At 66.4% G+C, this 20,859-nt stretch carries 17 protein-coding genes; 6 read left to right on the top strand and 11 right to left on the bottom strand.

The window, feature by feature from the left end; all coding sequences use genetic code 11:
• Window positions 1-65 precede the first annotated feature (65 nt).
• Both ACPPVQ_RS07920 and dapE read right to left on the bottom strand, forming a co-directional pair.
• Window positions 66-1,328: a hypothetical protein gene (locus ACPPVQ_RS07920; protein ID WP_426520348.1), complete on the bottom strand. Its 1,263-nt coding sequence runs from the start codon at window positions 1,326-1,328 to the stop codon at window positions 66-68.
• Entirely contained in the window at window positions 1,294-2,379 is a 1,086-nt protein-coding gene (dapE, locus tag ACPPVQ_RS07915) for a succinyl-diaminopimelate desuccinylase (protein ID WP_426520346.1), read from the bottom strand. Before dapE ends, ACPPVQ_RS07920 begins: the two co-directional genes overlap by 35 nt.
• A gap of 17 nt (window positions 2,380-2,396) precedes the next feature.
• Here dapE and dapD point away from each other — a divergent pair, with 17 nt between their 5' ends.
• Both dapD and ACPPVQ_RS07905 read left to right on the top strand, forming a co-directional pair.
• Window positions 2,397-3,392 (top strand): 2,3,4,5-tetrahydropyridine-2,6-dicarboxylate N-succinyltransferase, encoded by a 996-nt coding sequence (dapD, locus tag ACPPVQ_RS07910; RefSeq protein ID WP_426520344.1) that lies wholly within the window; start codon window positions 2,397-2,399, stop codon window positions 3,390-3,392.
• A gap of 79 nt (window positions 3,393-3,471) precedes the next feature.
• A complete protein-coding gene (locus tag ACPPVQ_RS07905) occupies window positions 3,472-6,045 on the top strand; it encodes a penicillin acylase family protein (RefSeq protein WP_426520342.1) in 2,574 nt (857 codons plus the stop codon).
• Between the two features lie 20 nt (window positions 6,046-6,065).
• Here ACPPVQ_RS07905 and ACPPVQ_RS07900 read toward each other — a convergent pair whose 3' ends face one another.
• The 4 genes from ACPPVQ_RS07900 to ACPPVQ_RS07885 all read right to left on the bottom strand — a co-directional run bounded on the left by ACPPVQ_RS07900 (window position 6,066) and on the right by ACPPVQ_RS07885 (window position 9,378).
• Entirely contained in the window at window positions 6,066-7,379 is a 1,314-nt protein-coding gene (locus tag ACPPVQ_RS07900) for a citrate synthase (RefSeq protein WP_426520340.1), read from the bottom strand.
• Between the two features lie 132 nt (window positions 7,380-7,511).
• Window positions 7,512-8,630 carry a succinyldiaminopimelate transaminase gene (gene dapC / locus ACPPVQ_RS07895; RefSeq protein WP_426520339.1) on the bottom strand — a complete coding sequence of 373 codons (1,119 nt, stop codon included), beginning with the start codon at window positions 8,628-8,630 and terminating at the stop codon, window positions 7,512-7,514.
• 6 nt (window positions 8,631-8,636) lie between these two features.
• Window positions 8,637-8,960 carry a ferredoxin gene (fdxA, locus tag ACPPVQ_RS07890; protein WP_426520337.1) on the bottom strand — a complete coding sequence of 108 codons (324 nt, stop codon included), beginning with the start codon at window positions 8,958-8,960 and terminating at the stop codon, window positions 8,637-8,639.
• 37 nt (window positions 8,961-8,997) lie between these two features.
• The gene (locus ACPPVQ_RS07885; protein WP_426520335.1) at window positions 8,998-9,378 is read right to left on the bottom strand and encodes a hypothetical protein; all 381 of its coding nucleotides are present in this window, start codon (window positions 9,376-9,378) and stop codon (window positions 8,998-9,000) included.
• A gap of 101 nt (window positions 9,379-9,479) precedes the next feature.
• Between ACPPVQ_RS07885 and efeU the strand changes: the two genes are divergently transcribed.
• From efeU to efeB, 3 genes are read left to right on the top strand one after another with little or no spacing between them, the layout of a single operon-like run.
• A complete protein-coding gene (gene efeU / locus ACPPVQ_RS07880; protein ID WP_426520333.1) occupies window positions 9,480-10,346 on the top strand; it encodes an iron uptake transporter permease EfeU in 867 nt (288 codons plus the stop codon).
• A gap of 18 nt (window positions 10,347-10,364) precedes the next feature.
• On the top strand, window positions 10,365-11,531 hold the full coding sequence (efeO, locus tag ACPPVQ_RS07875) for an iron uptake system protein EfeO (protein ID WP_426520331.1): 1,167 nt from the start codon (window positions 10,365-10,367) through the stop codon (window positions 11,529-11,531).
• A 10-nt stretch (window positions 11,532-11,541) separates the two neighbouring features.
• A complete protein-coding gene (efeB, locus tag ACPPVQ_RS07870; RefSeq protein ID WP_426520329.1) occupies window positions 11,542-12,840 on the top strand; it encodes an iron uptake transporter deferrochelatase/peroxidase subunit in 1,299 nt (432 codons plus the stop codon).
• Window positions 12,841-13,044: 204 nt separating this feature from the next.
• Here the strand turns inward: efeB and ACPPVQ_RS07865 are convergent, their stop codons facing one another.
• The 3 genes from ACPPVQ_RS07865 to ACPPVQ_RS07855 all read right to left on the bottom strand — a co-directional run bounded on the left by ACPPVQ_RS07865 (window position 13,045) and on the right by ACPPVQ_RS07855 (window position 17,473).
• The gene (locus ACPPVQ_RS07865) at window positions 13,045-13,515 is read right to left on the bottom strand and encodes a hypothetical protein (protein WP_426520327.1); all 471 of its coding nucleotides are present in this window, start codon (window positions 13,513-13,515) and stop codon (window positions 13,045-13,047) included.
• Between the two features lie 95 nt (window positions 13,516-13,610).
• Entirely contained in the window at window positions 13,611-15,533 is a 1,923-nt protein-coding gene (gene typA, locus ACPPVQ_RS07860; RefSeq protein WP_426520325.1) for a translational GTPase TypA, read from the bottom strand.
• Between the two features lie 95 nt (window positions 15,534-15,628).
• On the bottom strand, window positions 15,629-17,473 hold the full coding sequence (locus ACPPVQ_RS07855) for a dipeptide ABC transporter ATP-binding protein (protein WP_426520323.1): 1,845 nt from the start codon (window positions 17,471-17,473) through the stop codon (window positions 15,629-15,631).
• 89 nt (window positions 17,474-17,562) lie between these two features.
• Here ACPPVQ_RS07855 and ACPPVQ_RS07850 point away from each other — a divergent pair, with 89 nt between their 5' ends.
• Window positions 17,563-18,189 carry a PH domain-containing protein gene (locus ACPPVQ_RS07850; protein WP_426520321.1) on the top strand — a complete coding sequence of 209 codons (627 nt, stop codon included), beginning with the start codon at window positions 17,563-17,565 and terminating at the stop codon, window positions 18,187-18,189.
• 29 nt (window positions 18,190-18,218) lie between these two features.
• Here the strand turns inward: ACPPVQ_RS07850 and ACPPVQ_RS07845 are convergent, their stop codons facing one another.
• Both ACPPVQ_RS07845 and ACPPVQ_RS07840 read right to left on the bottom strand, forming a co-directional pair.
• On the bottom strand, window positions 18,219-19,193 hold the full coding sequence (locus ACPPVQ_RS07845; RefSeq protein ID WP_426520319.1) for an ABC transporter permease: 975 nt from the start codon (window positions 19,191-19,193) through the stop codon (window positions 18,219-18,221).
• Window positions 19,193-20,725, bottom strand: coding sequence for an ABC transporter permease (locus tag ACPPVQ_RS07840; RefSeq protein ID WP_426520317.1), 1,533 nt, complete (start codon window positions 20,723-20,725; stop codon window positions 19,193-19,195). Before ACPPVQ_RS07840 ends, ACPPVQ_RS07845 begins: the two co-directional genes overlap by 1 nt.
• Window positions 20,726-20,859 lie beyond the last annotated feature (134 nt).

Genomic DNA, 20,859 nt, shown 5'->3' with positions numbered 1-20,859 from the left:
GGATGTCCTTCTATTATCTGTCATCGGGGAGGCCGGAGAAAATCCTCCGTCTACCCCAGTGGCGGTTACGGTGGTGACCAGTCCGCCCCGTCGACCCCCCAGCAGATCAGCAGCCAGCCCCACTGGAGAGCCAGGAACACGATGACGAGCGCCACGCGGTACACCCGGCTGCGTGGCATCGCGAGCACGCCGAGCAGCGGGAACAGCGGCATCAGGATGCGGAACGTGCTCGACTGGGGAAAGAAGACGGCCAGCAGGTAGATGCCATAGGCCGCCAGCCAGAAGCGCAGATCCACCCCCAGCCGCCTCACCGCGGGGGTGAACAGCACCAGTGCGTAGCCGGCGATGAGGAGCACGACGACGACGATTCCGACCCACGGTGGCAGCCCGAGAGCGAAGCTGAACCACCAGTTCGCGCCCTGGAACCACGACGTAAACGGCACGAGGTCGGTGAACCCGATGTATTGCGCCCGCCAGGCCAGCTCCGTGTCGGTGTACGCCGTGAGCGAGCCGGTCGCGATCGCGGCGATCGCCGGCCACGCGATGCCCGCCAGCCCGCTGTAGAGGGTCACCGTGATCGCGGCGCTCCGCTCGGAGGCCGGAAAGGGGTCACGGGCCCTGGCCGAGAACCGGTAGACGACGTGCATCCCCATCGCGAGAGCAAAAGCGAGGCCGCTCGGGCGAGTGAATCCCATGACCGTCACCACGGGGATCAGCCACCAGTAGCGGCGCCGCATCAGGAGGTAGAGAGCCAGGGCGAGGAAGAAGATGTACATCGACTCGGCGTACGCCACCTGGAAGAGCGGCGACACGGGCACGACGCAGAACAGGACGACCGCGAACAGGCTCGTCGACACGGACACCCGCAGGCGCAGGATGCGGTAGAACACGAGCGATGCACCGAGACCGAACGCGACCGATGCGAGCACTGCAGCTACCGGCCAGGGGGTTCGCGTCACGAACGCGACGACGTCCACGACGGCGGGATAGCCCGGCAGGAACGCCCACGCGTTCTGGTTCACATGACCGTCGAGGAGTGGCAGCGACGCGGGGTACCCGGCGATCGAGACGATGTTGTACCAGCGGCCGTCCCAGATGGCCGCGAAATCGAAGTACCCGGGGTGAGCGCCGGTCCACGGGTTCGGGCCCTGCACGCTTGCGAGCACGAGGAGCATGGCCGTCGTGATGACACGGCTCGCCACGAAGATCAGGATGACGTTCAGCCACCACGGCGACCGCCGCCACCAGTTTGCGACGGTGTCCGCGTGCGCGGCTCCCGTGACGGCGGGCGCGTCAGTGGATGGCGACGGCGCCGGTGAGCCAGGCACGTAATCCCGTTTCGCACGAACTGATCTGGTCCACCGCGACGCGTTCGTCGTCGGCGTGTGCCTTGAGGGGGTCGCCAGGGCCGAAATTGACCGCAGGGATGCCGAGCGCCGAGAACCGGGCGACGTCCGTCCATCCGTACTTCGGCTTCGCCTCTGCCCCGACCGCGGCCAGGAACTCCTGCGCGAGTGGGGCGTCGAGCCCGGGGCGGGCCCCGTCGGCGCGATCGACGACGGTGATCTGGTAGTCGCCGAAGAGCTCACGCATGTGCTCGATCGCTTCGTCGGAGCTGCGGCTGGGCGCGAAACGGTAGTTGATGTGCACCATGCACTCATCGGGAATGATGTTCCCGGCGACGCCGCCGCTGATGCCGACGGCGTTGAGTCCTTCGCGATACACGAGACCGTCGACATCGACTTCGCGCGGCCGGTACGCGGCCAGGATGTCGAGGATGGGGGCGGCTTTGTGGATTGCGTTGTCACCGACCCACCCGCGGGCCGAATGCGCGCGCAGCCCGAAGGTGCGCACTTCGATGCGGAGGTTGCCGTTGCATCCCCCCTCGACGATGCCGTTGCTCGGCTCGCCGAGGATGGCGAAGTCGCCGACGAAGAGCTCAGGATGCTTGCGGGCCAGGCGCCCAAGGCCGTTCAGCTCGTTCGACACTTCTTCGTGGTCGTACCACATCCACGTCACGTCGATGGCCGGGTCGTCGAGTTCGGCGGCCAGCTTCAGCTGCACCGCCGTGCCTCCCTTCATGTCGACTGTTCCGCGCCCCCACAGGTATTCGACCCCGTCGATGGTCTCGTACCGGGTCGGAAGGTTGCCGTTGAGCGGAACGGTGTCGATGTGGCCCGCGATGATGACGCGGCGCGCGCGGCCGCGGTTCGTGCGGGCGACGATCGTGTCGCCGTCGCGGATGATCTCCAGGTGATCGAGCCCGGCGAGGGCGGCTTCCATCTCGTCGGCGATCGTCTTCTCGTTTCCGGAGACGGATTCGATGTCGCAGAGCTGCCGGGTGAGGTCGGTCGAGGTCGCAGTGAGGTCGAGTGGCACGCTACTAATCTAGAGCCATGCCCTCTGACGTTCCCCACGAATCAGCCGCGCCCGCATCCGTTGCTCCCCGGCACGCCTGGGGCTACGGTCTCTCGACCGTCGCGGGCGACGGAACGGTGCTCGACACCTGGTTCCCCGAGCCCCGGCTGGGTGCGCTTCCGGCCGGACGCGATCGGTGGATCGCCCCCGCCGACCTCGAAGCACTCGCCGGCGAAGACCGGCGGCGCAACGTGCGCATCGACATCGTGACGGTGGACATCGACCTCGACGCTCCCCCCGCGACCACGCCCGACGCCTACCTGCGCCTGCACCTGCTGTCCCACCTTCTTGTGAAGCCGAACACCGTCAACCTCGACGGCATCTTCGCGCACCTCCCGATCGTGGCGTGGACGAACGCAGGGCCCGTGCTGCCCGCCGACCTGACCCGCCTGCGGCCGGCACTGCAACGGGCGGGCATCCACGTGACCGGCATCGACAAGTTCCCCCGCCTTCTCGACTACGTGACGCCGGATCGCGTACGCATCGCGGACGCCTCGCGTGTCCGGCTCGGCGCGCACCTGGCCCCCGGCACGACTGTCATGCACGAAGGCTTCGTGAACTTCAACGCGGGAACCCTCGGAACGTCGATGGTGGAAGGGCGGATCTCGCAGGGTGTCGTCGTCGGCGACGGGTCGGACATCGGTGGGGGCGCATCCATCATGGGGACCCTGTCCGGCGGCGGAACGCAGCGCGTCTCGATCGGCGAACGCGCGCTCCTCGGCGCCAATTCGGGAATCGGGATCTCGATCGGCGACAACTCGGTCGTCGAGGCCGGCCTGTACGTCACGGCAGGAACGAAGGTCGTTCTGGTCGGATCTGCCCCGACAGCCGACGGGGCGCCGCAGACCATCAAGGCCGTGGAGCTCTCCGGTGTTCCCGACCTGCTGTTCCGCCGCAATTCGATCAGCGGCGCCGTCGAAGTGCTCCAGCGCGGGGGCACCGGCATCGAGCTGAACGCGGCACTGCACGCCTGAGCCGAATTTTTACCGGGCCAGGACGCTCCGATGGGTTAGTGTCGCTGGATAAGACGGCAACCCGACCCGAAGGAGTGGCGTGGGTGACGATCTGCCGCGCCTGAGGCGCGGCCATCCGATACTGAGGGTCATCGGTGTGATCCTGGCGATCGTCGGCGCCCTTGCGATCATCGTGGCAGGCGTCGGCATCTGGACGGTCACACGGTCGTTCCCGCAGACCTCTGGCACGATCGACGTCCCGGGCCTCACCGCGCCCGTCACCGTGTACCGCGACGACGCGGGGGTGCCGCAGATCGTGGCCGGCACAGCGGACGACCTGTTCAAGGCGCAGGGGTTCGTGCACGCGCAGGACCGTTTCTGGGAGATGGATTTCCGCAGGCACGTCACCGCCGGGCGACTTTCGGAGATGTTCGGCACGAGCACGGTCGCGACAGACACGTTCATCCGCACTCTCGGCTGGCGCACGGTCGCCGAGCAGGAAGTCAAAGCCCTCGACCCGACGTCGCTTCGGTACTACAAGGACTACGCCGACGGCGTGAACGCCTACCTGAAAGACCACTCCGGCGCTGCGCTCTCCCTCGAGTACGCCGTACTCGGGCTGCAGAACCCCGGCTACTCCCCCGAACCGTGGACGCCCGCAGACTCGGTCTCCTGGCTCAAAGCGATGGCCTGGGATCTCCGGTCGAACCTCGACGACGAGATCGACCGCGCCCTGCTGCTGACCAAGCTGACGCCGGACCAGGTCGCGCAGCTGCATCCGACCTATCCGTACACTCAGCACCCGACGATCACGGCACTCGGGGGCGGCGCCACGTCGCGCACCGCACCGGCGGTGACACCCGCCTCGACGACCACTCCGCCCGCTCCTGGCGTCGTCGACGCACTGCAGGACCTCCAGGCGAACCTGGCAGGAGTGCCGACGCTGATCGGGCCGGCAGGAACGGACATCGGATCGAACTCCTGGGTGGTCTCCGGCGCGCACACGGCCAGCGGCAAACCGCTTCTCGCCAACGACCCGCACCTCGGCGCCGTCGAGCCCTCGGTCTGGTACCAGGTCGGACTGCACTGCCGCACCGTCTCGAAGGCCTGCCCGTTCGACGTCGCCGGATTCAGTTTCTCGGGACTCCCCGGCATCATCATCGGGCACAACGACCGCGTCGCGTGGGGCTTCACGAACCTCGGACCGGACGTCGCCGACCTCTACGAGGAGAAAGTCACCGGAAACACCTACCAGTACGACGGCAAACAGCTGCCGCTCGCGACACGCCTCGAGACGGTCAAGGTCGCGGGGGGAAAACCGGTGACGATCATCGTCCGCTCGACACGGCACGGCCCGCTGGTGACCGGCCTGACGCCCGCGTACAGCGCGATCGCGAAAGACCAGGCGCAGCGGATGGGCGTCCCGGCCACCCAATACCAGCTCTCGCTGCAGTGGACCGCGCTTCAGCCCGGGCACACCGCGTCCGCGATCTTCGCGCTCGATGCGGCGACCGGCTGGGCGGGCTTCCGCGCGGCCGCAGCGAAGTTCGACGTGCCATCGCAGAACCTGCTCTACGCCGATGTGGACGGCAACATCGGCTACCAGGCTCCCGGCCGCATCCCGATCCGGGCCACCGGCGACGGAACGCTGCCCGTACCGGGCTGGACGAGCCGTTATGGCTGGACCGGGTACATCCCGTTCGACCAGCTGCCATCGGTGCTCAATCCGCCGAGCGGGTTCATCGTCACGGCCAACAACGCCGCTGTCGGGCAGGACTATCCCGCCATGATCACCCGCGACTGGGATTACGGCTACCGCGCCAACGAGATCACCGACCGGCTCGGAAAGCTGCTGACGTCGGGAAAGAAACTGACCGCGGCGGACTTCGCGGACATCCAGGCCGACACTTACGACGCTAATGCCGCACAGCTCGCCCCGATCCTGACGTCAGACGAGCTTCACCCTTCACTCACCGGTGGTGCGGCCACAGGCGTCGCACTCCTGGCTCACTGGAACTACCACGACGACGCCGACAGCGCGGCGGCGGCCTACTACAACATCTTCTGGCGCAACCTGCTCGTCGACGCGTTCGGCCGCAAACTGCCCGCGACCGCCCCACCGATCGGCGGAGACCGGTGGTTCCAGGTCGTCAGCAATCTGGCGACGCAGCCCGACTCTCCATGGTGGACCGACAAGAAACTGGGCATCGCGGGCCGCGACGAAATGTTCGCCCACGCGGCCGACCAGGCATGGGATGAGGCGGTCGACCTGATGGGCAACGATCCGTCCACGTGGCGCTGGGATCGCATCCACACCCTCGAACTCACCAACGCGAGCTTCGGCACGTCGGGAGTCGCTCCGATCGAGTGGCTCTTCAACCGCGGACCGTATCCTGTCGGCGGGTCGTCGTCGGTCGTCGACGCGGTCGGCTGGGACGCCTCCGTCGGATACCAGGTCGACTGGGTGCCGTCAATGCGCCAGGTGCTCGACCTGTCGGACTTCGACACATCGACATGGGTGAACCTCACCGGCGAATCCGGCCATGCCTTCCACCCGAACTACGTCGACCAGACAACACTGTGGCAGCACCAAAAGACGCGGCCCTGGCCGTTCACGCTGCCGGCCGTGCGTAAAGCGGCGACGCAGACGCTGACGCTGAAGCCGTCATCCTGACGGATTGACGGCGCCACGGATCAGTGACCCGCCGGCCAGGAGCGCTCGGGCGAACCGACGTAGAGCTGCTGCGGGCGGCCGATCTTCGTCGCGGGGTCGGAATTCATCTCGCGCCAGTGCGCGATCCAACCCGGCAGTCGCCCGATCGCGAACAGCACGGTGAACATGCGTGTCGGGAAGCCCATCGCCTTGTAGATGACACCGGTGTAGAAGTCGACGTTCGGGTAGAGCTTGCGCTCGATGAAGTAGTCGTCTGCGAGAGCGACCTCTTCGAGCTCCTTCGCGATGTCGAGCAACGGGTCGTGAACACCGAGTGCTGCGAGCACCTCGTCGGCGCTCTCCTTGACCAGGCGTGCGCGCGGGTCGAAGTTCTTGTAGACGCGGTGCCCGAAGCCCATGAGCTTCACGCCCTCTTCTTTGCCCTTCACCCGCTCCACGAACTTCTGGACGCTCTCGCCCGAGTCGCGGATCGAGCCGAGCATGTCGAGAACGGCCTCGTTCGCTCCCCCGTGCAACGGGCCGTAGAGGGCGTTGATGCCGGCAGAGACCGAGGCGAAGAGGTTCGCCTGCGTGGAGCCGACCAGGCGAACCGTCGACGTCGACGCGTTCTGCTCGTGGTCTTCGTGGAGGATCAGCAGGCGCTCCAACGCCTTGCTCAGCACCGGATTCACTTCGTAGGGCTCCGCCATCGTGCCGAAGTTGAGGCGGAGGAAGTTGTCGACGAAGCTCAGCGAGTTGTCGGGATAGAGGAACGCCTGTCCGACGCTCTTCTTGTGCGCATAGGCCGCGATGACCGGCAGCTTCGCAAGCAGGCGGATCGTCGACAGTTCGACCTGTTCGGGGTCGTGGACGCTGAGCGAGTCCTGGTAGAAGGTCGACAGGGCCGAAACCGCGCTCGAGAGCACGGACATCGGGTGCGCGTCGTGCGGGAGCGCGCCGAAGAAGCGCTTCAGGTCTTCGTGCAGCAGGGTGTGCCTGCGGATCTTCTCGTCGAAGTCGGACAGCTCGCCCGCGGACGGCAGCTCACCGTGGATGAGAAGCCATGCCACCTCGAGGAACGTCGAGTTCTGGGCGACCTGCTCGATCGGATAGCCGCGGTAGCGCAGGATGCCCGCATCGCCGTCGATGTAGGTGATAGCCGAGCGGGTCGCAGCGGTGTTGACGAAGCCGTAGTCGAGTGAGGTGAGGCCGGTCTGGCGCGTGAGGCTGGAGAAATCGATGCTCGCCGAACCGCTCGCGCTCGGGAGGATGGGGAATTCGGCCGTTCCGCCTGGGGTGTTCAGGGTGGCTTTCTGCGCCTGGCCCCCTGCCTGGTCGGTGCCGATTCCGCTCACAACGCCTCCTGGGTGTATTCCTGCTGAAGAGTTCGGACGCCGGTCGTGGCAGCGCCGCAAAGAAGTCCTGCGGATACAGCCTATTGGCAATGCCAGACAACTGTTACATCGTCCAAGCAGCCCCCGAAGGCGTTAGAGAGAGTCTCCAAAAGCATGCAATCGGGCCGCTGCCGAGGTGATGCGCTCATCCGTCGCCGTCAGCGACAGCCGCACGTGCTGCGGAAAATGATCGCCGTAGAAGACGCCCGGGCCTGCCAGGATCCCCCGGTCGGCCAGTCGGCCGATCGTCTCCCAGGTGTCGCGCCCCTCGGTCGCCCACAGGTAGAGGCCGCCCTCGCTGTGGTCGATGCGGAAGCCCGCGGACTCGAGGGCCGGCTTCAGCATGCCGCGGCGACGCAAGTACCGCTCCCGCTGCTCGGCCACATGCCCATCGTCGCCGAGCGCGACCGTCATCGCCGCCTGCAAGGGAGCGGGAAGCATAAGGCCCGCATGCTTGCGCACCGTCACCAGGCGCTCGACCAGAGAGCTGTCGCCGGCGATGAAGGCGGCGCGATACCCGGCCAGGTTCGACTGTTTGCTCAGCGAGTACACCGCGAGCACGTCGCGATGGTCGCCGCCCGTCACGCGTGCGTCGAGGATGCTCGGGATGGGCTCGCGATCCCACGGTGACTCCCAGCCGAGCTCGGCGTAGCATTCGTCGCTGGCGATCACGGCCCCGAGCTCGCGCGCCCGCTGCACCATACGGCGAAGTTCGGCGACGCCGAGGACGCGTCCGTCGGGGTTCCCCGGGCTGTTGACCCAGACGAGCCGCGTCGCCTCCGGCCATTCGTCGGGGTCGTCGCTCGCGAGAGCCGACGCCCCCGCGAATGCTGCACCGATCGCATACGTAGGGTACGCCGCCAGCGGATGCACGACGACGTCACCATCGCCCAGGCCGAGCATGAACGGCAGGAACGCGACCAGTTCTTTCGAGCCGATGGTCGGCAGCACGTCGGCGACGGTCAGGTCGCCGACACCACGGCGGCGAGCGAACCAGGCGACTATCGCTTCGCGGAGTGCCGGGGTGCCGATGGTCTGCGGGTAGGCGTGGGCGTCGGTCGCTTGGGCGAGGGCGTCACGGATGAGGGCAGGGGTCGGATCGACAGGGGATCCGATCGACAGGTCGACGATGCCGTCCGGGTGCGCGCGGGCGCGTGCCGCGAACGGAACCATCTGGTCCCACGGGTAGTCGGGAAGCGGGCCGAGTGCCACGACGGCTCAGGCGTGGGCCTGCGGCGGCAGTGCGGAGATGACCGGGTGATCCTTCGCGATCACGCCGACCTTTACGGCGCCGCCCGGCGACCCGATGTCGTCGAAGAACTCAACGTTGGCCTTGTAGTAGTCGGCCCACTGCTCAGGCAGATCGTCTTCGTAGTAGATTGCCTCGACCGGGCAGACCGGCTCGCACGCGCCACAGTCCACGCACTCGTCGGGGTGGATGTAGAGGGAGCGTTCGCCTTCGTAGATGCAGTCGACGGGGCACTCGTCGATGCAGGCGCGATCCTTCACGTCGACGCAAGGCAGGGCGATGACGTAAGTCACAGTGGTCGAGGTCCCTTCAGGCGGAGTCGGTTCTAGCTTAGGCCGTTTTCGGGAACTCACTCCGCTGCGGCAGCCGCGGCCAGGCGATCACGATCGCCGCGATGACGATCGGCGCGACCACCCAGATCTTGCCGAGCAGATTGTCGGGGATCAGGACCGAGCCGCCGATGCCTTTGAGGGAGAACACGAACGTCATCGCGATGGTGCCGAGCGCAGCGGCGAGCGCCTGCGCCCGCCCCGGGTTCAGCAGCCGCAGGCCGATGAGCAGGCAGGTGTATGCGAGCAGCGCGATGGTGATCCCCCACGGCAGCGGGACACCCGCGACAGTGACCGTGGACTGGTGCGCAATGGTCCCGACGGCGCCGAGGATGGCCCCTGCGATGAAAAGCAGGACGAGGTTGACGATCCGCGCGGCCATGTCGCAATCCTAACTAGACAGGTCACGCCCGGTGCGGTTAGAGTCGACCGGGTAAGGTTAGCCTTACCAACATTCCCCCACTCCCATCCCGAGAGATACCTGTGCTCGCAAACTACCTGATCGGCCTTCGCGAAGGCCTCGAGGCCGCTCTGGTCGTGGGCATCCTCGTCGCATACATCGTCAAAGTCGGGCGCAGGGACGTGCTCCGCAACATGTGGTTCGGTGTCGGCATCGCGATCGTGGGCCCCCTCGGAATCGGCGCGATTCTCACGTGGGGCCCGTACGGCATGAGCTTCGAAGCCCAGGAGACCCTGGGCGGCACGCTCTCGATCGTCGCCGTCGGACTGGTCACCTGGATGGTCTTCTGGATGGGCAAGACCGCGCGAACCCTCAAGAACACGTTGCACTCGCGGGTCGACAGCGCGCTCCTCGGCGCCGGCTGGGGCATCATTCTGCTCGCGGCACTCAGCGTCGGCCGCGAAGGCATCGAGACCTCCCTCTTCGTGTGGGCGACCGTTGCATCCGTCGGAGGCAGCTGGGTTCCCGCCGCCGGTGCTGTCCTCGGCATCCTCACCGCCGTCGTCATCGAGATCTTCATCTATCGGGGATTCGTCAAGATCAACCTCGGCAAGTTCTTCACCTGGACCGGCGTCTTCCTCATCGTCGTCGCCGCCGGAGTGCTCGCATACGGGGTCGGCGACCTGCAGGAAGCGGGAATGATCCCGGGCGTCGGTCGGCACGCCTACGACATCAGCACGATCATCCCGTCGAGCAGCTGGTACGGCACCGTGCTGCAGGGCATCGTGAACTTCAACCCGTCACCGACCTGGCTCCAGGTCGGGGTCTGGGTCGGCTACATCGCCGTCGTCGGCACTCTCTACGTGCGTCAACACCGATCCACCAGCCCGCGACAGGTCACAGCGCCCGCGTCCGCGCCAGCGCCCGCCCGCCAGACCGCCGCGTCCTGACAGGAGACACCACCAGATATGAAGACCCGATACTTCGGCGCGCTCGCCTGCGCTGCGGCACTCGCACTCGCACTGACCGGATGCGTACCCAACCGCGCATCCGCCGACGCGGAAGCGATCGCCGTCAACCTCACCGACGACACCTGCTCGGTCTCCACGGCCACAGCTGCCGCCGGCCCGGTGACGTTCCAGGTGACCAACACGGGTTCCGACGTCAACGAGTTCGAGATCCTCGCCTCCGACAAGCTCCGGATAGCGGGCGAGAAAGAGAACATCGGGCCGGGCACGACCGTCAACTATGTCGTCCAGCTCCCTGAGGGCACCTACTACACGGCGTGCAAGAAGGGGATGGTGGGCAACCCGGGCAGCCTGAAGCAGTTCACCGTCACCGCCGGCAAGAAGGCGGCGACCAGCCAGAGCGAGAGCAAGCAGATCTCGGGCGCGGTGACCAACTACATTTCATACATCAAGGACCAGAGCGGTCAGCTGCTCGCCGCCACCCAGGCGTTCGCGAGGGCCTACACTGCCGGCGACGACGTGGCGGCCCGCGCCCAGTACCCTGCTGCACGGATGTTCTACGAGCGCATCGAACCGACCGCCGACCAGTTCGGCGACATCGACCCGGCGATCGACCTGCGCGAAGCCGACATCGAACAGGGCCAGACCTGGACCGGCTGGCACCGCATCGAGAAAGACCTGTGGGCGCCTGCCGGGTACACTGCCGCGACGCCGGCGTTGCGCAAGCAGCTCGCCGACCAGCTCGTCGCGGACACCAAGCGCCTGCACGACCTGGTCTCTGCGAAGAACTTCACGCTCACGATCGACCAGATCTCCAACGGCGCCATCGGACTGATGGAGGAGGTCTCGCGCACCAAGATCACGGGTGAAGAAGAGACCTTCTCCCACACCGACCTGTGGGACTTCCGGGCCAACGTCGAAGGCGCCGATGTCGCCTACGGAATCGTGCGCGACATCGCGTCGGCCAAGGGCGTCGATGGCAAGACCGTCGTCAAGCAGCTCGACACCGAGTTCGCAGCCATCACGGCCGCGCTCGACACCTACAAGAGCGGCAGCGGCTACGTCGCCTACACAACTCTCACCACGGCCCAGGTGAAAGAACTCTCCGACGAGGTGAACGCACTGAGCGAGCCGCTCAGCAAACTCACGTCCATCATCGTCAAGTAGGGGTCGATGCGTGGCTGAGAACACCATCGAACCCGCCGAGCCCGGGCTGTCCCGGCGTGGACTGCTCGGGCTTGCGGGCGCGACCGTCGGCGCAGGACTGCTCGGCGTCGGGGCAGGGGTCGCGCTCGACCGCACCGTGCTCGCCACGGCGGGCGCCGGGTCCGGATCTGCGACGGTGTACGCATTCCACGGTGACCACCAGGCCGGGATCACAACGGCAGCGCAGGACCGGCTCCACTTCGCATCGTTCGACACGGCGCCCGACCTCGACCGCGCAGGTCTCATCGAACTCCTGAAGGACTGGACGGTGGCCGCATCCCGTATGACGCAAGGCAGGTCCGCGGGAGCCAACGGTCCGGCAAGCGGTCCGCTCGACGCTCCGCCCGATGACACCGGCGAAGCGCTCGACCTGCCGGCGGCCGGCCTCACACTGACCTTCGGCTTCGGCCCGAGGCTCTTCGGCACGATCGCGGGCGGAGACCGCTTCGGACTCGCGCACGCGCGCCCGGCAGCGCTCGTCGACCTCCCCCACTTTGCGGGCGACGCCCTCCAGGAAGCCCTCAGCGGCGGCGACCTCTGCATCCAGGCGTGCAGTGACGACCCCCAGGTCGCTGTCCACGCCATCCGCAACCTTTCGCGCATCGCGTTCGGGCGCGCATCCATCCGGTGGTCCCAGCTCGGATTCGGCCGCACCTCCGCGACGACGCGCGCGCAGGTCACGCCACGCAACCTCTTCGGATTCAAAGACGGAACGGCCAACATCAAGGCCGAGGACACGAAGATCGTGCACGACCAGGTGTGGGCGTCCGCGTCGGACGGGGCGGCCTGGATGGCCGGCGGTTCCTACCTGGTGACCCGCAAGATCCGGATGGTCATCGAAACCTGGGACCGGCAGCAGCTCGGCGAACAGCAGCGCATCGTCGGCCGCGACAAAGGAGAAGGCGCACCGCTGTCGGGAGGCACCGAGTTCACCGCGCCGAACTTCCTTGCGGTCTCGCCCGGCGGCGGCACGAAGATCGATCCGGATTCGCACGTGCGGCTGGCGCATCCGAGCACCAACGAGGGAGCCCAGCTCCTGCGCCGCGGCTACAACTTCGTCGACGGCAACGACGAGCTGGGCTTGTTGAACGCCGGGCTGTTCTTCATCGCCTTCCAGCGGGATCCTCGCAAGCAGTTCATCCCGATCCAGCAGCAGCTGGCGCGCAGCGACGCGATGAATGAATACCTGAAGCACGTCGGCTCTGCGATCTTCGCGGTGCCGCCGGGCGCCCGCCCGGGCAGCTACGTCGGGGCCGGGCTCTTCGCGTAGAGGCCTGGACGTCGTGGGAGTTCCTGCGGCCGGAGTGCCGCCCGGCCATAAAACAGGAGTTCGTGTGACTGAAGCGGCAGGAGTGAACGAAAGAAGGCGGTCTCGACCCCATTGGACAGCATCCGTCACACCAACTCCTGTTTTATGAACGTTGCAGAAGGGGGATGGCAGAGAGCGCCGGATGCTTCGAGCGCGCAGCTCAGTTCACGAGGTCGGGGTCGGGGTGGGGCTCATCGTCGACGTCGTGACGGTGTAGTTGGCGACCCATCCGTTCTTGCCGGCGCTCGTCACGACGACGAGCACGCCGTAGCCGTCGGATGAGAACGAGCCCGTGTTCGTGTCACCGTCGGCACCCTTGAAGCTTCCGGTGAATCCCGCATCGGTGAGCTGTTTCTCGATATCGGCGGATGCGTTTGCATCCGGCACCTTGATCGTGACGTTCCAGGCCTTCTTGTTGTCGCCGCCGACGGACGCCCCGAATACGACGTCGCCTTTGTACAGCGGAACGGCCGAGGGAAAGTCGCTCGGCACCTTGTTGCCGCCGATGTCCACATGGCCGCCGGTCACGTTCTTCACGATTCCTTCGACGTTGGCGCAGCCGCTCACGGCAGGAGCGAGTCCCACCGCGATCAGGATCGCGAGCGGCACTGCGACACGCCTGCGTACGGTGTTCATGGTCACACTCCCCCGGCGTCGTCCGAAGCGGATCCGCCTTAGTGCGAAGGCTACGCCTTGCGCCTGCGCCCGTTCAATGAACGCCCAACCGGAACCTACGCGTTCTGGTCCTGCTTCTTCAGCCGCGACGTCGCGCGGGCGCGTGCCGTCTGGTCGAGTTCGACCTTGCGGATGCGCACCGCAGCGGGCGTGACCTCGACGCACTCGTCTTCACGAGCGAACTCGAGGCACTCTTCGAGCGTCAGCTGGCGCGACGGCGTCATCGACTCGAAGTTGTCGGCCGTCGACTGACGCATGTTCGTCAGCTTCTTCTCTTTGGTGATGTTGACGTCCATGTCGTCGGCCCGCGAGTTCTCGCCGATGACCATGCCCTCGTAGACCTCTTCTGTCGGGTTCACGAAGAAGGTCATGCGCTCCTGGAGCGCGATGATGGCGAACGGGGTGACGACGCCGGCGCGGTCGGCGACGATCGATCCGTTGCTGCGCGTCACGATCTGCCCGGCCCACTCGTCATAGCCGTGCAGGATGGCGTTCGCGATGCCGGTTCCGCGGGTGATCGTCAGGAACTCCGTGCGGAACCCGATGAGGCCTCTGGATGGCACGATGAACTCCATGCGCACCCAGCCGGTGCCGTGGTTCGCCATGTTCTCCATGCGGCCCTTGCGGGCGGCGAGAAGCTGGGTGATCGCGCCGAGGTACTCCTCCGGCACATCGATCGTCAGGTGCTCGAACGGCTCGTGCGTCTTGCCGTCGACCTTCTTCGTGACCACCTGCGGCTTGCCGACGGTGAGCTCGTAGCCTTCGCGGCGCATCTGCTCGACGAGGATGGCGAGCGCGAGTTCGCCGCGCCCCTGCACCTCCCACGCGTCGGGCCGGCCGATGTCGAGCACGCGGAGCGACACGTTGCCGACGAGTTCGCGGTCGAGGCGGTCCTTCACCATGCGCGCGGTCAGCTTGTGGCCCTTGACCTTGCCGACGAGCGGGGAAGTGTTCGTGCCGACCGTCATCGAGATCGCGGGGTCGTCGACGTGGATCAGCGGAAGCGGGCGCACGTCGTCGGGGTCGGCGAGCGTGTCGCCGATCATGATGTCGGCGAAACCGGCGACGGCGACGATGTCACCGGGACCTGCACTCTCGGCCGGGTACCGGTCGAGAGCCTTGGTGATCATGAGCTCGGTCACGCGCACGTTGTGCACGTCGCCGTCGTGGCGCACCCAGGCCACGGTCTGGCCCTTCTTCAGTGTTCCGTTGAAGATGCGCAGCAGCGCGAGACGGCCGAGGAACGGCGAAGCGTCGAGATTGGTGACGTGGGCCTGGAGGGGAGCCTCAGGGTCGTAGGTCGGTGCCGGGATGTGCTCGAGGATGGCCTCGAAGAGCGGCTCGAGGTCGGCGTTGTCCGGCAGTTCGCCGTTCTCTGGCTTGTTGAGGCTCGCGGCACCGTTGCGGCCCGAAGCGTAGACGACCGGCACATCGAGGATGGCGTCGAGATCGAGATCGGGAACGTCGTCGGCGAGATCGCTCGCGAGGCCGAGGAGGAGGTCCTGGCTCTCGTGCACGACGGCGTCGATGCGCGCGTCGGGGCGGTCGGTCTTGTTGACCAGGAGGATGACGGGGAGCTTGGCCTCGAGTGCCTTGCGCAGCACGAAGCGCGTCTGGGGCAGGGGGCCTTCACTCGCGTCGACGAGGAGCACGACGCCGTCGACCATGGAGAGGCCGCGCTCGACCTCGCCGCCGAAGTCGGCGTGGCCGGGGGTGTCGATCACGTTGATGGTGATGGGCCCGTCAGTGGCGTGCTTGCCCCGGTACGAGATCGCCGTGTTCTTGGCGAGGATCGTGATGCCCTTTTCGCGCTCGAGCTCGTTGGAGTCCATCGCGCGCTCTTCCACGTGTTCGTGCGAAGAGAACGAGTTGGTCTGCCGGAGCATGGCGTCGACAAGGGTGGTCTTGCCGTGGTCGACGTGGGCGACGATCGCGACGTTGCGCAGATCGGCGCGGTGTGCGACGGCGGTTTCAGACATGCGTGCAGGCTCGACTCTCGGTCAGAAGTTTGTGGGGGGTAACAGTCGATTTTACCCCACAAACGCTCCGGCCTGTCGCGCCTGCACGCACGCTGTCAGAACTGGGCCGACGGCGGGACGTTGGGCTCCGGGTCTTCCAGGGGCGCCGCGATGTGCGGGCCCTCGTCGGAACCGGCCGCCAGGATCTCACGACGCAGGTCGCGCCGTTCGCGCTGCAGCTTCGGGTCGGGAAGGGGCACGGCGGCGAGGAGTCGCTGCGTGTACGGCTCCTTCGGGTAGCGCAGGATCTCGTCGCGCGTGCCCGTCTCCACCAGGTTGCCGTGGTGCATGACGGCGATACGTTCCGCGAGCACGTCGATGACCGCCAGGTCGTGCGTGACGAACAGGCAGGCGAAGTTCATCTCCTTCTGCAGCTGCTGCATCAGCTCGAGCACGCGCGCCTGGACGGAGACGTCGAGCGCGCTGGTCGGCTCGTCCGCGATCAGCACCTGCGGCTCCAGCGACAGCGCGCGGGCGATGCCGACGCGCTGCTTCTGGCCGCCGGAGAGCTCGTGCGGGTACCGGGTGCGGTACGAACGGGGAAGCTCGACACTGTCGAGCAGACGTTCGACCTCTTTATTGAGGGCGGACCCCTTCAAGCCTTTGGCGAGCAGGAGCGGCTCGCCGATGCTGTCGCCGATGGGCAGGCGCGGGTTGAGCGACGACGCTGGGTCCTGGAAGACGATGCCGACGTTCTTGTGGAGCTGCCGGATCTCGTCGCGCGTGGCGTGCGAGATGTCCTGCCCGGCGACGACGAGCTTGCCCTCCGCGATCGGCAGCAGGCCGATCGAGGCGCGGCCGAGCGTGGTCTTGCCAGAGCCGGACTCGCCGACCAGGCCGAGCACCTCGCCTTCCCGGATCTGGAGATTGATCTGGTCGGCCGCGCGGAACGCGGGAACGCGACCGCGCTTCGGGTACTCGATCGCGACGTTCTGGAATTCGACCACGATCTTGCGGGTGTCGCGCTCGGCGAGCTCTGCCGCTTCTTCGGCGAGGCGTTCGTTGATTGCGACGCGCTCGGCGAACTCCGCACTCGTCGCGCTGTCCGAGCCGCTGGCCAGTGCTGCGGTCGTGTCGATCTCTTCATCGCCACGCTGTCCGAGGTGCGGAACGGCCTCGAGGAGGGCGATCGTGTACGGATGCGTGGGGTTGGCGAAGACCGCTTCGACGGTGCCGGTCTCGACGATGTCACCCTTGCGCATGACGGCGATGTTGTCGGCCAGGTCGGCGACGACACCCATGTCGTGGGTGATGAGCAGGATGGCGCTGTCGAGCCGGTCCCGGAGACTGCGGAGCAGGTCCAGGATCTCCGCCTGCACCGTCACGTCGAGCGCCGTCGTCGGCTCATCCGCGATCAGGAGCTTGGGGTCGCACGAGATCGACTGCGCGATCATCGCACGCTGCCGCTGGCCGCCGGAGAGCTGGTGAGGATACGAGTTGTACGCCTTCAGCGGGTCGGGCAGCTCGACCATCTCGAGCAGCTCGAGTGCACGTTCGCGTGCCTCGTGCGGCGACATGCCGTAGTGGATGCGCAGCGTCTCCACGATCTGGGATCCGATCGTGTACACGGGGTTCAGCGCCGTCATCGGCTCCTGGAAGATGACCGCGATCTGGGCTCCGCGCACCTTGCGCATCTGCTGCGGCTTCAGCCCGGTCAGTTCGCGTCCGTCGAGTTTGATGCTCCCCCGGATGCGGCTGTTCTCGGGCAGGAGGTCGAGGATCGCCATCGAGCTCGCACTCTTGCCCGAGCCGGACTCGCCGACGATGGCCAGGACTTCGCCCGGATTGATCGAGTAGTTCAGCTTCTTGGCCGCGGGAACCCACGTGCCGTCGACACCGAAGTCGACGCTGAGGTCGGTGACCTCGAGAACGGGGATCTGCCCGGTCGTCGTGTCGGTCATGAAATCCTGTTTCCTTCCAGGGCGACTGTGGTCGCCGTCGAGATCGTGTTGCGTTGGACGACCGTTGCGGATGCTGTCAGCATGGACGCATGCCCACCGAAGCTCCTGCCGGGCGCGACGTCTACTCGTCGCGCTTCAATCGCATCCTTGCCGTCATCATCTGGGCGCTCGCCGTCTTCATGACGGGCAGCCTGCTGTTCGTGGGGACGGGCGTCCGGTTGTTGTACGTGATGCCCGCGGCGTTCGTCGCGCTGTTCGCGTGGGAGGCGCTGTGGAGCCCGCGGGTCGAGGTCGACGACGAGGGCGTTCGCCTGCGCAATGTGCTGCGCACGGTCTTCGTTCCCTGGTCGGCGCTGATCCATGTGGACACCAAGTACGCCCTGACCCTCTATACGCCGGGTCACAGCTATGCCGCGTGGGCTGCGCCTGCCCCGGGCCGCGCCTCCAGCTACCGCGCCTCCAAGTCGAGGAGCGAGAATGCCGGAAGCCGCGCGCCGCTCGACGGCGATGCCGCTCGACCCGGCGACCTGCTCGGCACCGAGTCGGGCGAAGCGGCCTACCTCATCCGCAGCCGCTGGGACCGGCTGCGCGAAAGCGGCGCGTTCGAGACCGGCGTCGCTGACTCCACGAAGGTGACCGTGACCACCCACTGGGCGACGGCGATCGTCCTGGTCGTACTCGCGGCCGGCTCGGTCGTCGCGATCCTGGTCGGCTAGCAGTCCTCCGGCCGCGTTCACCGGGAACGTCATGCCCGCTCGTCTCCGGGCTCGGGAAGCTCTTCCTGCATCTGGCGCAGCTTGAACCGGCGGTGACGCGGGTCGAACGCGTCGCGCAGGCCGTCACCGACGAAGTTGACGAGCAGGGCGAGCGACACGATGAAGAGCCCGGGCCACCAGAACAGCCACGGGCGGGTCTGGAAGGCCGACTCGTTCTGGCTGATCAGCAGGCCGAGGGACACATCCGGCGCCTGGATGCCGTAACCGAGGAAGCTCAGCGCGGTTTCCAGCAGGATGGCGGACGCCATGATGAGGGTCGACGATACGATCACGACCCCCGCGGCGTTCGGCAGGATGTGCTTGAAGATGATGCGACGGTCCGATGCGCCGGCGACACGCGCCGCCTCGACGAACTCGCGCTCACGCAGCGAGAGGAATTCGCCTCGTACCAGTCGGGCGATACCCATCCACGAGAAGAACCCGAGCATGATCGCCAGCAGCGGGGCACCGAGCCCACCGGCCCAGTGTCCGACCACGGAGCCGATGACGAGAGCCGGGATGACGATGAACACGTCGGTGATACGCATGAGCAGAGCGTCGACGAACCCGCGGTAGTAACCCGCGACCGCTCCAACCACCACGCCGACGATGGAGGCGATCCCGCCCAGCACGATCATCACGATGAACGAGTTCTGGATTCCGCGCATGGTGAGGGCGAAGTAGTCCTTGCCGATGCGGTCCTGGCCGAACGGGTGGTCCAGCGACGGCGCGCCCTGGTTCACCTGCGGGTTCAGCTCCTGGTAGGTGTACTTCCACCAGCCGTGGATCGGTCCGACCCCGATGGCCGAGATCGAGAACAGGATGATGAAGACGACGAGGATGATGCTCGTCACGGCCATTTTGTTGCCGATGAAGCGGCGAAAGATGATCCGCCCCTGGCTCTCCGGAGCCTTGGACTCGACGGTCGGTTCGTCGATGACGACTGGTTCGTTGTTGATGGTCATTATCGGACCCTCACCCTCGGGTCGAGGCTTGCATAGGCCAGGTCGGCCAGGAAGTTGAACAGGATCGCCATGATCGCGATCACGACGAAGTAGCCCATCACGGGGTTGAGATCGCCGCGGCTGAGCCCTGCGCTGAAGAGGAAGCCCATGCCGGGAATGGCGAACACTCTCTCTGTGATGATCGCGCCGCCGAGCAGGGCCCCCACGTCGAAAGCGACCAGGGTCGTGATCGGGATGAGCACGTTTCGGAAGGCGTGACGAACGATAACCGTGCGCTCGGGGAGGCCCTTGGCGCGTGCGGTGCGGATGTAGTCCTGGTTGAGCACCTCGAGCATCCCGGCGCGCGAGTACCGTGTGTAGCTCGCGAACGAGATCAGCAGCAGCGCGATCGTCGGCAGCAGAAGGTGCGTGAAGGTGTCGAGACCGGTGACCCAGATGTCGCCGCTGAGGTTCGGCGTCGACGACCCCACCGTAGCGATGGGGCGGCCGTTCGTGTCCTGGAGGTACTGCGGCCACGCCTGCATGTAGCGGTCGACCAGGATGAGCGCCGCCGACAGCACGGCCGTCACCGCTCCGACCCGCATGTTCTGGCCGCGGTCGTAGCCGCCGACCAGCCATCCGCTGACCAGGCCGACCGCGAGCGTGACGATCGCCAGGATCGCGATGGTGGCGACACTGGAGATGTTCAGCAGGGGCTGGATCGCAAAGTAGGCGATGATGCCGATCGCACCGTTGATGCCGGCTGTGATCAGCGCTTTGCGGTTCTGAAGACCTGCCATCAGCGCCGTCGCGCCGAGCGCGATACCCGCGATGAGGATGATCATCGCCACCGGGCCGAGGCCAGGAGTGAGGAACCAGCCGGTCGCCGACATCAGCCAGAGCAGGAGGAAGGTTGCGCCGCCCACCGACGCGAACACGATCAGTCGCCGTCGACGATCGCCGCCCACCAATGATTGGAAGATCGCGCCCATCAGGACGCCGATGATCACGAGCCAGTACCAGCTGATCACAGGGTCTGCGAGGAAGTTGTTGAAGCCGAGCGCCACGAACTCCTTGAGCAGCACCGCGACGAGGAACGCGGGGAGGGAGTACAGGAAGAAGCTGATGAACGTCATCGTGTTGTCGAGCCCGCTGTACTGGCGGAGAGCGGTGATGATACCGATCGAGATTCCGAAGACGACAGCGAGCACGAGGGCAAGCGTCACGAGCTGGATGGTGGAGCCGAGCGCCTGGGGAAGGATGTCGGTCACCTGTGCGTTCGAGATCGTCGAACCAAGATCGCACGCGTTCGCGAACGGGATGAGGCACTTCGCTGCCCCGCCGAGCCACACTGCCCAGCGCAGCGGCGGCGCGATATCGAGGTGAAGAAGCTGGACACGCGCCGAGATCAGCGCTTCCTTGTTCGGGTTGTTGCTCTGGCGGAGATCCGCGAGCGGGTCCACCGAATACGCCACAAGCATGTACATCAGGAACGATGCGGCGATGAGGATGAGAATCGAGACGAGAATTCGTCTCAGAATAAAGCTCACCATTGAATGACTACCTATCTGGAACGGCACCACGATCCGCTGAATGGACCTGACCATCCCGGGGTCGGGGACGGGCACCTGACATTGTATTCGCGGGTCGCGCGAACGTATTCATGGTACGGGGCGCTGAAGCTTTT

It is taken from the genome of Leifsonia sp. McL0618 (assembly GCF_049994905.1).
Lineage (GTDB): Bacteria > Actinomycetota > Actinomycetes > Actinomycetales > Microbacteriaceae > Diaminobutyricibacter.
The sequence above is the reverse complement of the archived record's forward strand: the minus strand, read 5'-3'. Positions and strand labels throughout refer to the sequence as shown.